This is a genomic window from Catellatospora methionotrophica (genome assembly GCF_011297335.1).
Lineage (GTDB): Bacteria > Actinomycetota > Actinomycetes > Mycobacteriales > Micromonosporaceae > Catellatospora > Catellatospora methionotrophica.
Genome location: NZ_JAAOTJ010000003.1, coordinates 62,807 through 75,002 on the forward strand (window position 1 = coordinate 62,807; position 12,196 = coordinate 75,002).

The following is a 12,196-nucleotide window of genomic DNA, read 5'->3' on the forward strand; positions in this document are numbered from 1 at the left end:
AGGCGTCGGTCGCCCTTCTCACTAATCGAAAGCCCATTAACACATTCCAGCGAGCGATGCACGTCCCGTGTTAGCGGGAACTTAGCGTGTTTGATGCGATGGGGACGCCGGCGGGCGCGGATGCCTGATGCCGCTACCCCAGCCGACCTCCCATCCCTCTGTATCGTCGAAGTAGTCGGCGTAAGCGATCGGGGGCGCGTTGTGCTTCTCGACGAGCTGCATGAGTCCAGCGAACCAGGCGACGTACGCGGGATCGTCATGGGTGACCGCGATCGTAGGCAACGCACCGAGTATGAGGTCGGCGACTACATCGGGCGCGGTGGTGACGGTGACCTCTCCACCCGCGAACGCGGTCAGCGCGCCAGTCGTGTAGCAGACCGCCTGCTTCTCGTTGCGTACGTGGAGGTAGCCGTGTTCGCTGACGAAGTTGTCGGGAGCGGCGACCGCGACCCGCCAGTACATGCCAGACGCGCTCATCCCCGGTAGTACGCGCACGCTGTGATAGCCACGTTGGTGCAGAGTTTGCACGCCTTGAAGGATGCGTAACGGCGTCGAGCGTGCGAGTGCCCGGCGAACCTCCTCAAGGACGTCCTCGTCCGTAACCACAAGCCGTACTTCGTCAGCGCGAGTGGCGGCGGTTGCGATCGTCGCGACGGCTGCGGAGATGGCGTCATGTCGCGGCCAGCCATAGGCGCCAGAGCCGATGAGTGGAAACGCCACAGTGCGCAGGCCGAGATCGTCGGCGACTTCCAGTGCGCGCCGGTAGCAGGACTCCAAGACCGATCGATCGCGCTGCCCAGCCGTGTAGTCGGGTCCAACTGTGTGGATGACCCACTTCGCAGGCAGGTTGCCCGCCGTAGTCCAGGCCGCATCACCGGTAAGAAGCCCGTTCGGAAACCTGGTGATGCAGTCGTGGAGAATCGCTGGTCCTCCCAGCCGATGAATCGCGCCGTTCACTCCACCGCCACCTCCACCGATCACCGCGTTGCTCGCGGTGTTGACGACGGCGTCCACGGCCTGCTTCGTGATGTCTCCAACGACGGCGATAAGCGTGGTCACGACACCAGTCTGCGGTGAGCGCCGTTCGCGATCAATGCTGAGGGCGGCGATAAGAACCGCCCCGCCCTCGTGTGAAGAAGGCGGGGCGCTCTCATAGCTCGCACCGTTGTCAGCGTACGACTTAGTCACTCAGGTGTCGAGCGCGACCACTCAACCTCAGAACCTCTCTCACACCGTGTTTCACAGTCTTCCTGGACGCTGGGTCAGGCGGTGACCGCCGTAGGCAGCGAGGCCAGTGCCTCGCCGAACAACCGCAGCGCCTCGTCGAGGGTCGCCGCCGGCTGGCGTGGATCCGCCTCGCCGCGCAGCACCCTCCAGCCGCCGTCGGCCAGCGCGGCCACGGCGGCCGTGCCGCCACCGCTGGCCGACTCGCTGCGGCAGGCCACCAGCGCTGGCCGGGGTTCACCGAGGTAGCGCCTGGCCACGGAGACCAGCAGCTCGACCGGGCTAACCCCGGCGCGTACGCCCTGGATCTCGAAGGTGCCGTAGGCGCGCGGCGCGAGCAGGAACATGCCCCTGTCGTGAACGTACAGGTGGGCGGCGTCGGCGGTGTCTCCGGTGAGCAGGCTGACCTCCACCCACAGCACCGGCTCGGTGAGGCCGCGCAGAACGGCCGCGAGCGGAGCCGCCAGGGTCAGTTCGGTGCCGGTGCCCGTCGCCAGGCCGCGCACGGTGAGCGAGCCGAGCCCTTCCCGCAGCAGCAGCTCGCCGCTGTTCTGCTCGGTCAGGCGCAGCCTGGCCCACGCCGTGCGCCGCTGGTCCGCGTCGGCCAGGGTCAGCAGAAATGCGAGCTCGCCGCTGGTCAATGCCAGTTTTTCCATGGGGGTCTCCCTCTCAGAACAGCCTGTCCCACAGTGATTTGGCGCTGTCACCGATGAAGTGCGCTTCCGAGACCAGCAGGTCGGCGCCGTAGCGGAGGTGACCGTCCCAGCCGGAGTACCGCTCGGTCATCTCGGCGAGCTCGGCGGGCGACAAGGAGCCGCCATAACGGTCGGCGACGATGCTGTTGAAGATCGCGTCCTGGAAGTGGGTCTTCTCCTGCAAGAAGTTCCCGATCCCTGTTCCGATGTACATGCCGGTCTCCCAGGCACCGGTCAACAGGCCGACGCGTGGAACCACGGCGGAGGTGACGTCCCAGACGAGTTTGCCCACGGTAAAGGGCTGAACGTCGCCACGCAGAAATTCTTCCCGAAGCTGTGCAACGTCTACAGCGACGGAGAGTGCGTCCAGCGGGCCGACCTTGAGAGGCAGCACATTGTCGAGGTGCTTGAGTGTTCGCCACGTCATGTCGAGATCCAGGCCCCTGGTCCAGTCCAGCGCCTGGAAGCCGTCGAGCAGGTCCCCGAGGTCGTCGAGGTCGAGCATGTACGGCAGCGGCATCACCTGGAGGCCCTGCAAGCCGGATCCGCGTTGTAGGGTGCCGCCGCCGGATTCGCTGGCCCCGCGTTGCTGCGCGGCGTTCGTGCGCAGGGTGCGGGCGGTCTGGCGCAGCATTTCGCAGGCCGCGCTGATGACGGCGGTCTGTCGCTGACGCCACTCCTGCCTGACGTGTTCCCCGTCGCGCCCCTCCCAGTGGACGCGGCCGAGGGTGCCGCCGATGGTCGAGCGGACGCCTTCCAGGGACCGCGCGCCGCGGTCGAGCTGGTCGGCGAACGCGTCGAGCTGCTCCGGATCGGCCCCGACGAAGCCCTGTGTGGGCATCTGGCTCCCTTCCTGCGACCTGCTGCTGGACGATGTGGGTCGCCGACCGGTCGTCGGCGACCCGGGTGCCGTGGCCTCAGTGGGCGGCGGCCTGCTCCTGCTCGTTGGCGTTGCGGGTCGCCACGGAGGACGTGTCGCGCAGCGCCGACGCCACGTTCAGCAGCTGGCTGCGGTGGCCGGAGTTCCATTCGCTGCGGAAGCGGTCGGCGTCGGCGCCGCGCCACTCGACGCTGCCGAGCTGGTGGGTCAGCGAGTTGGCGATGGCCTCGATCTCGTCGGCCTTGGTGCCGAGCATCTTGGCCAGGTGCCGGACGGCCTGGATGTCCATACCGGTGAGAGACATCGTTTCTCCTTCTTGTGATGAGCCAAGAGCCCAGGTCGGGTCATGGCTGACGGTACGTATCTGCCTCGTGACCGGGAATGGGGAGCACTCCCCACCCCCGGGTGTCAGCCCTCTTCGAAGCCGACGCCGACCACCGCGGTCCGGCCTGCCCGCACGAGCAGGCCACGGCCTGGCGGGAAGTCGGCACGGGGCAGTTTCATCGGGAACTCCGTGGTGAACACCCGGTCGCCGTCGCCGGAGTCGGGGCTGAGCGCCAGCCCGTAGCGGCTGCGTTTGAGCAGCTCCAGGGGTCCGGACTTGGAGCCCAGCGTGCTCGTGTCGCTCTCGCCGACGACGAAGCCACCCTGGTCCAGGCAGACGCGTACCAGTTCGGTGACCGCGTCGGCGGTGTCGGTGTCCATCGTGTACGCGGCGAACTCACCGACGTTCTCGATGAGGATCGCCTGGGGTGCGGTTGCGGTGAGCTGCTGGGCGAGTGTCTTGGCCTGGTCGCGTACCTCGTCGAGTCCGCACGCCTGGGTCCGCCACAGCGGCAGGTCGGCCAGGTCGGAGCGGCGGGCCGGGGACAGCAGGTGCAGGCCGAGGTCGGGTTTCCAGCGGTGCAGGGCGCGGGCGATCGTCCGTACCGCCGAGGTCCGGCCCGACTGCGGCGGTCCGGAGATGAGGAAGCCGCCCTGCGGGACCACGGTCGCCGGTGACAGGGTCTCGGCGAGCAGGCCGACGACGGGCAGGCCGTTGTCGGTCGACGGCAGCTGGCGGGCCAGTACCCGGTCGGGCATGCCGCGTACGGGTGGCGCTGCGGAGATGCCCGCGCGGATCATGGCGTCGGCGAACTCGCGTACCGCCGCTGCCTGCAGCTGTGTCTGGGGTGCGCCGCCGAGGAGCGCGACCTGCAGTTCCTCTCCGAGCAGCAGGCCCCGGCCGACCGGTGAGGAAGGCTGCAGGACGTCGACGGGCACGTCGAGGGCGCTGTAGTCGTTCGGGTCGGCCATCCGCAGCACGACCCTGGTCTGCACCGCCGAGGCCAGGGCGGACGGGACCGACGCGGGCCGGTCGGCGGTGAGCAGCACGTGCAGGCCGACCGCGCGGCCGTCGCGGGCGAGCTGGCAGAAGGCGTCGAAGTGTTTGAGGCGGTCGACGGTCTCGTACGCCTGCCGGAACGCGTCGGTGCCGTCGACCAGGAGCAGGATGCGTGCCTCGTGCGGGGCGCCGGCCAGGGTGCGGTAGTCGGTGATGCTGCCCGCGCCGATCCGACTGTACCGCTCTCCCCGGTCGGCCACCAGCTGGGTGAGCCACTTGATGAGCCGGATGGTGCGGTCGGTGTCCGCGCCGCTGATGATGCTGCCGACGTGGGGCAGTTCCTCCAGCATGGCCAGGCCGCGGTTGCCGAAGTCCAGGCCGTAGACGTGGCAGGGTCCGCCGCGGACGGTGAACCCCGCGGCGATGGCCAGGGTGCGCAGCAGGGTGCTCTTGCCCGAGCCGCCGGTGCCGTAGACGGCGAGGTTTCCCTGCTCGTCGGGCCTGAACGCGATCGGCGGCTGGTCCTGCTCCTCGGGCTGGTCGCATACGCCGAAGACGAGTTGCGTGTCCTGGCGCAGGGTGGGCACCCTGGCCAGGTCGTGCACTCCGGCCAGGGCGGGCAGCCAGGGCTGGCGCGGGCGCGGGATCTGGGCCTCGCGGCTGGCGAGGCTGATCGCGGCGATCATCCGCTGGATGTCGGTCGCCCCTAGGTCGGCCTGGCTCTGGTCGACCTCGGGCGCCTCCCACACCACCCGCGCGCCGAAACGAAGTTCCTCCAGCACGATCTCCGGTGGTGGTGGCGCCTCGCTGGTCCAGCCGCCGGCGTAGCCGGTCTGGAACGGCACGAGCCGGCCGGGTCCGGTCTTGGAGACCGCGCGGCCGGGGATCGCCGAGTCGAAGAACGCCGCCTGCGGCGAGCCGAGCACGTCGACGCTGTCGCCCTCGTCGGCGGTGCGCAGCGCCAGGCGCAGGTTGGTGTTGGCGCGCAGGTTGTCGGTGATCACGCCGGCCGGGCGCTGGGTCGCGAGGATGAGGTGTACGCCGAGCGAGCGGCCCCGCTGGGCCACGTCCACGACGCCGTCGACGAACTCGGGCAGTTCCTTGACCAGGGCGGCGAATTCGTCGACGACGATCACCAGGCTGGGCGGCACGTCGGCGACGCCGGTCTTCTCCAGTTCGATGAGGTCCTTGACCTTGTGCAGCGCGAACTGCCTCTCCCTGCCGCGTAGTTCGGCCCGCAGTGAGGTCAGGGCGCGGCGGACCAGGTGCGGGTCGAGGTCGGTGAAGTTGCCGACCGTGTGCGGCAGCAGCGCCAGGTCCTTAAAGGCGGAGCCGCCCTTGTAGTCGATGAGCATGAACGTCAGCCGCTGCGGGCTGTGTGCTGCGGCCATGGCGAGGATCCACGCCTGCAGCAGTTCGCTCTTGCCGGAGCCGGTGGTCCCGCCGACCAGCGCGTGTGGGCCGTCCTCGCGCAGGTCGAGGGTGTGCGGGCCGAGCGCGGTGCGGCCGATCACGGCCCGCAGCGTGCCGGCTTTGCGGCTCGGGCCGGCTGCCGCGTACGGCCCGGTGAGGATCGACCGGTTCTGCACCCAGTTCTCCAGCACGTGCTCAGCGGTGGCCGTCACAGGTTCGTCGGCGACGGCCAGCAGGGAGACGGTCCGGGGCAGGTCGCTGTCGTCGTCGACGCGGGCTCCGACGTCCACCAGCGGCGACATGAGCCGCCCCACGGCTGCTGCGCCCTGGGCGTCGAGCAGTTCCACGGCCAGCGGTGTCACCGCGTCTCCGCTGTGGACGTACCCCACGGTGGCTTTCGTGGTCGATGCGGGGACCTCGACGAAGGTGCGGCACGCGGCCGGAAGCTGGGAGCTGTCACCGGCTATCCAGAGCACGTGTACGCCGTGACGCCAGCCGCGCTCGCCGAGTTCGACCAGCCGGCTGCGATCCACCGGGGTCCGGTCCTCGACGAGTACGAGGATCGCCGGGGCGGTGGTCGGCTCCTGCTCGGCGGCGCGCAGGGCGACCTGTTCTTCCAGGGCTGAGACCAGCGCGACGGCTCCCTCATTGGTGCTGGTGAGGTGCCTGGGCGGCAGCGGGCTGTGCGGGGAGGTGGTGTGCGGCAGCCATTTGAGCCAGTCCCACGTGCGGGCGCTCTCGTCGTCAGTGAAGGCCGCAATGATCAGCTCGGCGGGCGAGTGGAGGCAGGCCGCCTGGGCGATGAGGGCGCGGGCCACGCCCAGGGCCAGGTCCCGCGCTCCGGCGACCCCGATCGCGCCGTGCTCGGCGGGGCTGGCGATGACCGGGACGCCCTCGACGGTGGCGTGCTCGCGGGCGATCGCGACGGCCTCGGCCATCAGGTCGCGGGGCAGGTCGCGCCCGGTCGGGAGTTTGATCACGCTGCGGGAGGGCTGCGGGCCCAGCCCGATCCGGAATTCGCAGAATCCGGGGTCGGCGGGTCGCCGGGTCCACAGCAGCGGACCGCGCCGGCGTACCGCCTCGACGCAGACGTCGGTGGCGGGGTGTTCGCGGCGACGCCACTCGATCTCGGTCTGCGCGGCGGCGGCGGCTTCGGTGGACAGGTCGGCGAGGTCCGCCCGGTAGCGGGCGACGGCCTTGCGGAAGCCCGACCGTCCGGCCATGGCCGTCTCGACCGCGAATCCCACGACCATGAGCGGGCTGAACGCCATGAAGATCAGCGACAGCGTCGACCGGGTGATCAGGTAGAGGACCGCCCCCATCAGCAGCGGCACGAGCAGGGCGATGATCGGGAACCGTGGCGTCTCGGGGCGCTTGGGCGGCTCGGGAGCGTCGTACTCCTGACCGGCGTAGCGGGGATCGAGGCGCGGCGGGCGGGTGAATCCGTCGGCCGCGCCGTCGGCCGGTCCGGTCGACGTGACCCGGATCGAGAGCCTGGTGTCGCCGAGCTGGACGACGTCGTCGGGGCGCAGCGTCGCGCGGGTGATCCGGGAGCCGTTGACCTCGACGCCGTTGGCCGAGGCCAGGTCGACGATCTCGGGCAGCGCGCCGATCGCGAACCGGATGTGGCGGCGTGAGGCCAGGGTGTCGGTGAGGACCACGGCGTTGTCGCGGTCGCGGCCGATCACCCCGGCGCGGGTGCGCAGCGGGACGTCGCGGGGCACGCCCGACGGGTCGACCACGGTGGCGATCGCGACGGTCTCGCCGCCGGTCGCGGAGTAGCCCTCCGGTGCCCAGGTCAGGCCGACGGTCATGCCGGAGCGCAGGCCGCTGTCGGTGAGTTTCGAGGTCGGGTCGAGCGCGGCGTCGGTGGCGCCCTTGATGACCAGGGTGGGCCGGCCCTGGATGTGCCCGGCGTGGTGCGGGGCAGGGTCGGCGCGCCACAGCCGCTCAGCCAGGTCACCGACGGTGGCTCCGGTGTCGACCGTGGCCATCAGGTCCACGGCGGACGCGCCGCTGCGCTGCAACGTGATTTTGATCTTCATGCGATACCTCCGGCGGGGGCGGCGACGGGCACGGTCCGGGTGCGCCGCCGCGAGCGCGCGCGGGCTGCGGCCCGGTCGGTGGCACGCAGCGAGCGCAGGCTCAGCGCGACGCGCCATCGCCTGGTGCGGCCCAGGCCCGCCATGAGCCCTCGCATGATCTCGTCGGTGTCCGCCCAGAACGCGTGGGCTTCCTGCTCGGTCGGTTCGGCCGACCCGTAGACGATCTCGTCGATGCGCGCGGCCAGTTCCCGGAACCCGACACCGCCGAGCAGACCCGAGGCGTCGAGGGCCGCGGCCTGCTCACTCCGGGTCGCGGCGGTGGCGGCGGTGGCCGCGCGCAGCGCGGTGTTCACCTCGCCCAGGTCGCGTACCCGGTCGAGGAGTTCCTGCCACGCTCCGGCGTAGCGGTTGGCCGGCAGCCCGTGTAGGCGACGGCGGCGACGGCGACGGGCCTTTACCCCGCGGATCGCGGCGATCAGCCCACCGGCGAGCAGCAGCGGCGGGCCCGCCCATGGCGCGACCAGCAGGAGGATTTCCAAGATCCGGCCCAGGATGGTCTCCTCCCGTGGCGCCTGCGGGAAGGGGTCCACCCGGCTGGTGTCGGTCGACGTGGTCGGCAGCCGCTGCACGTTGGGCGGCGGCACGGCCGCGGCCTCCTTGTTCTCGAAGTTCTCCGGCGGCTGTTTGCTGGGCCGTTTCGACGGGTCCGGCATGAACGCCGCCTCGGGGACCGCGGCCCAGGAGCCGTCGGCCTGGTGGAGTTCCACCCACGCGTGCACGTCCTTGCCGCGTACGACACCGGTGACGTCCGGTCGCGCGCCGAGCACCACCCGCGCCGGTATCCCGAGGTGGTTGGCGGCCAGCGCGAACAGGGACGCGTACTGCTCGTCGTCGCCGGCGGGGGCCTTCTCCTGCAGGAAGGCCGTCAGCCGGCCGATGCTGTGGCCCGGCAGGTACCGGCTCTCGCCGGGTCCGCCGTCGGTGTAGGCGCCGTTGTCCTTCAGATAGGTCGCCAGCGCCCGGATCCGCGCCCCGAGTCCGGTGCCGCCCTTCGTCCAGGCGGCGATCTTGCTGGACAGCATGGCCTGGGAACTCTCGGTCAGCGACGGGCTGGCGAAGGGCTGCAGGTCTTCGGGCAGTGTCTGGTCGGCCACCGTGGTCTGCAGCGTGTACACGTCGCCCTTGCGCAGGCGCACGGTGACGATCCCGGCCGAGAGGTCGCGGTTGTAGTGCAGGCTCGCCGCGAGTTCGGGGGCCCGCCCGCCGGCGAACTCGACCCGGGACACGGTGCCCGCCTCGGGCAGCCACGCGTTGACGTCCAGCGACGCGGCGTACGCGGCGGCGATGGACACCTGCACGGTGGTGACCGGCCCGGCCGGTCGTGGGCTGATCCGCGACGACACCAGCCGGAACGAGGCCTCCTCGGTGGCGCCCCATACGGTTCCGTCGTAGTCGTCGAGCGTCGCGATGCGCACGCTCGACCCCGGCGGCAGCCCGGTGACCGTGAACAGTTCCTGGTCCCAAAGCCGGTTGGCATCCTTGGTGTACTTGCGGAACCCGACCAGCGGGCTCGGATAGTCACTGAGCCGGAACGGCGGGACCACGTAGTCGCGCAGCACGGCGCGTGGGGTTTGCGCCCCGGGCAGCAGTGGCGCGCCGAGCGCCGCGAGGGTCGCCGCAGCGGCGAGCAGGCCGGTCGCGGTCGCGGCGCGACCCGCCCGGCGTGAGGTCGTGCGGGCCGCCGGACGCTGCCTGCGCAGCCGCACCGACGTCCAGAGCAGCGTGCCCAGCGCGAAGACGACGCCGTCGAGTACCTTGGCCGCGGGTTCGTCGGTCCCGCAGGCCACCACCACGGCGAGCGTGGTCAGCAGCACGAGGGCGGGGGCGCCCGCGCGGGCCAGCGCGGCGAGGCTGCCCGGTCGGGCCGGGCTGTCGAGCCGCCGGGCCGCGCCGAGGCCGGCCGCGCCGGTGGCCAGGCCCAGCAGGAACGGGATCACCAGCAGCGGGCTGTCCGCCGCGACCGGCGGGACGGTGGTGAGCAGCTGCTTCCAGCCCAGCACGGCACCTGCGGCGAGCTGCCGGTGGGTGTCTATCGACGTCCACGACGACGCGGGCAGCACGAGCAGCGGACCGACGGCGAAGTAGGCCAGCAGCGCCGCCGCGGCCAGTGTCACGGCCGGGCCGCGCAGCGCCGTCGTCGCGTACGCCAGCAGCATCCCGATGAGCAGGGCGATACCTGCGACGAGCAGGTAGGACGATCCGTCGAAGGTGGTGGCGAAGCCGAGCATCGCGAGCATGCCCAGCCCCGCCACGAAACCGCCGTCGACGAGCGCGCCGGTGACCGTGTGCCGTCTCATGACTTCTCTCCCTTGCGCAGCAGGCTCCGCAGGTCGGACAGCTTGCCCATGGTCAGCACGGACACCGACGCGCCGGGCGCGACGGCGGGGCTGGCCCCCGGCACGACCCGTACGACCGCGGTGCGCACGTGCCGTGGCACGCGTGACGCGCAGCGGCGCAGGGTGGCGAAGTCGGGACGCGAGCCGGTGACGACGAAGGCGAAGGTGACGTCCTGTGCTTGGCGTACGCCGTCGCCGATGAGGTCGGCGAAGCGCCTGCGCCCGAGCCCGGCGCGGGAGCAGGCGTCCAGGACCTGCTGGCTGGTCAGCCGCCGCGCGCCCTGCCGCCTGACCTGCTGGTCGGCGACGAGCACCGCCACGTCGAGTTCCTCGCGGACCGCCTCCACGGCGACGGACGCCCCGGCCGAGATGGCGAGTTCGAACTCGTCCAGGTCGGCGTAGCCGTCGCGGTCGCCGTCGACGACCACCAGCAGCTGGGTGCGCCGGGTGTCCTGGAACTGGCGCACCATCAGGTTCCCGCCCGAGCTGAGGGCCTTGGCCGAGGAGCGCCAGTGGATGAACCGGCGGTCGTCGCCGGGGGCGTACTCGCGCAGGGCGTGGAAGGCCAGATCGCTCATCGACAGTTCGCTGGTGACCCGGCCTTCGAGGTCGCGGAGCAGTCCGCTGCCCAGCGGCGGCAGCGCGGTGGTCGCCGGGTGGACGAACAGGTCGGTGGTCTGCGTCCAGCGCACGCGACGTTCGAGCAGGCCCAGCGGGTCGCCGCGCACCGTGGTGGCGGGGCCGACGGGGATGACCCCGCGCCGGGCGCCGACCACGGGAAAGCTGTCCTGCCAGGTGGCGTTCCCGCCGATGCTGGGCAGGGCGAACGTCTCCACCGACGCGGCGACGGCGATCTCCAGTTCCACGGGCAGCATGGCCGCGGCGGTGCCGTTGGTGACCCGGACCTCGACGACGGTCGACTCGCCCACGGTGAAGCGCCGCCGTCGCGGGGCGATGTCGACGGTGGGCTGAGCGCGGTTGAGGACGTACAGCGAGCACGCGGCGAGCACGAGCAGCCCGGTACCCGCACCCAGGAACAGTTCGGCCCAGCCGACAATCGCGCCCGCCGCCCACGCGGTGAGCGAGGCCAGGAGCACGGCGGCGCCCAGCGGGGTGAACAGCGAGACGACCGGCAACCGCGCGATCGTCTCGCGGGTCGCGTCGATCCGGCGGCCCGCGGCGCGTACGCGGTCGCGCACCTGCCATCGTTTCATCGTCGACGTCCTTTCTGCCTCGTGCCGAGCCGGATCACGCCGCGCGGACCAGGGGTACGGGCACCTGGGTGAAGATCTCGCGCAGCACCGCGTCGACGGTCACGCCGTCGAAGACCGCTTCGTCGTTGACCAGCACGCGGTGGCTGAGGATCGGTTTGGCCAGGGTGCGGATGTCGTCGGGGGTCACCGACGTGCGGCCCTGCGAGATCGCCCAGGTCTTGGCGCACCGGACGTAGGCCAGGCAGCCGCGGGCGGACACGCCGAGCTTGACGTGCGGGTGCTGGCGGGTGGCGGTGGCGAGTTCACTGACGTAGCCGAGGACCTCGGGTCGCACGGTCATGTGGTCGGCCAGGCGGCTGAGCGGGGCGATGTTGGCCGCGGGCATCACCGCCTGCACGTGCCCGGCCCGGTCGCGCCGGGCGGCGTCCTGCATCAGCGCGACCATCGCCTCGTGGTCGGGGTAGCCCAGGCTCGTCTTCATGAGGAACCGGTCGAGCTGGGCTTCGGGCAGCGGGTAGGTGCCGCCCTGCTCGATCGGGTTCTGCGTCGCGATGACCATGAACGGTTTGCCGACCTCTCGCGGCTTGCCGTCGACGGTCACGCGGCCCTCCTCCATGACCTCCAGCAGGGCGGACTGGGTCTTGGGCGACGCGCGGTTGATCTCGTCGGCGAGCACGATCGAGTGGAAGATCGGGCCGGGGTGGAAGTCGAACTGCCCGGTGTTCTGGTCGAAGACCTGCACTCCGGTGACGTCGGAGGGCAGCAGGTCGGGGGTGAACTGGATGCGTGCCTGGGTGCCGGCGATCGTGTTGGCCAGGGCGCGGGCCAGCGAGGTCTTGCCGGTGCCGGGGCAGTCCTCCAGCAGCAGGTGCCCCTCGGACAGCAGGCACGTCAGCGCCAGCCGTACCACGTGGTCCTTGCCCAGGATCGCGGCGTTGATGTTGGCGCACAGTCCGTCGAAGGTCGCCTGGAACCGGTACGCCTGCTCCTGTGTCACTGGCATGG

The 12,196-nt window shown here is 71.2% G+C and carries 8 protein-coding genes; all 8 read right to left on the bottom strand.

What is annotated here, in order from left to right; all coding sequences use genetic code 11:
* Positions 1 to 81: 81 nt before the first annotated feature.
* Positions 82 to 1,059 carry a macro domain-containing protein gene (locus HAV40_RS11055; RefSeq protein ID WP_166380852.1) on the bottom strand — a complete coding sequence of 326 codons (978 nt, stop codon included), beginning with the start codon at positions 1,057 to 1,059 and terminating at the stop codon, positions 82 to 84.
* A 203-nt stretch (positions 1,060 to 1,262) separates the two neighbouring features.
* Positions 1,263 to 1,880, bottom strand: coding sequence for a hypothetical protein (locus HAV40_RS11060; protein WP_166380853.1), 618 nt, complete (start codon positions 1,878 to 1,880; stop codon positions 1,263 to 1,265).
* Positions 1,881 to 1,893: 13 nt separating this feature from the next.
* Positions 1,894 to 2,760, bottom strand: coding sequence for a WXG100 family type VII secretion target (locus HAV40_RS11065; RefSeq protein WP_166380854.1), 867 nt, complete (start codon positions 2,758 to 2,760; stop codon positions 1,894 to 1,896).
* Between the two features lie 76 nt (positions 2,761 to 2,836).
* On the bottom strand, positions 2,837 to 3,103 hold the full coding sequence (locus tag HAV40_RS11070; RefSeq protein WP_166380855.1) for a hypothetical protein: 267 nt from the start codon (positions 3,101 to 3,103) through the stop codon (positions 2,837 to 2,839).
* Positions 3,104 to 3,207: 104 nt separating this feature from the next.
* Entirely contained in the window at positions 3,208 to 7,581 is a 4,374-nt protein-coding gene (locus HAV40_RS11075; protein ID WP_166380856.1) for an FtsK/SpoIIIE domain-containing protein, read from the bottom strand.
* Positions 7,578 to 9,938, bottom strand: a complete 2,361-nt coding sequence (locus HAV40_RS38850; RefSeq protein WP_166380857.1) for a transglutaminase-like domain-containing protein — start codon at positions 9,936 to 9,938, stop codon at positions 7,578 to 7,580. The genes HAV40_RS11075 and HAV40_RS38850 overlap by 4 nt, the downstream gene beginning before the upstream one ends.
* Positions 9,935 to 11,191, bottom strand: a complete 1,257-nt coding sequence (locus HAV40_RS11085) for a DUF58 domain-containing protein (protein WP_166380858.1) — start codon at positions 11,189 to 11,191, stop codon at positions 9,935 to 9,937. Before HAV40_RS11085 ends, HAV40_RS38850 begins: the two co-directional genes overlap by 4 nt.
* A gap of 34 nt (positions 11,192 to 11,225) precedes the next feature.
* Entirely contained in the window at positions 11,226 to 12,194 is a 969-nt protein-coding gene (locus HAV40_RS11090; RefSeq protein WP_203671722.1) for an AAA family ATPase, read from the bottom strand.
* Positions 12,195 to 12,196: the final 2 nt, after the last annotated feature.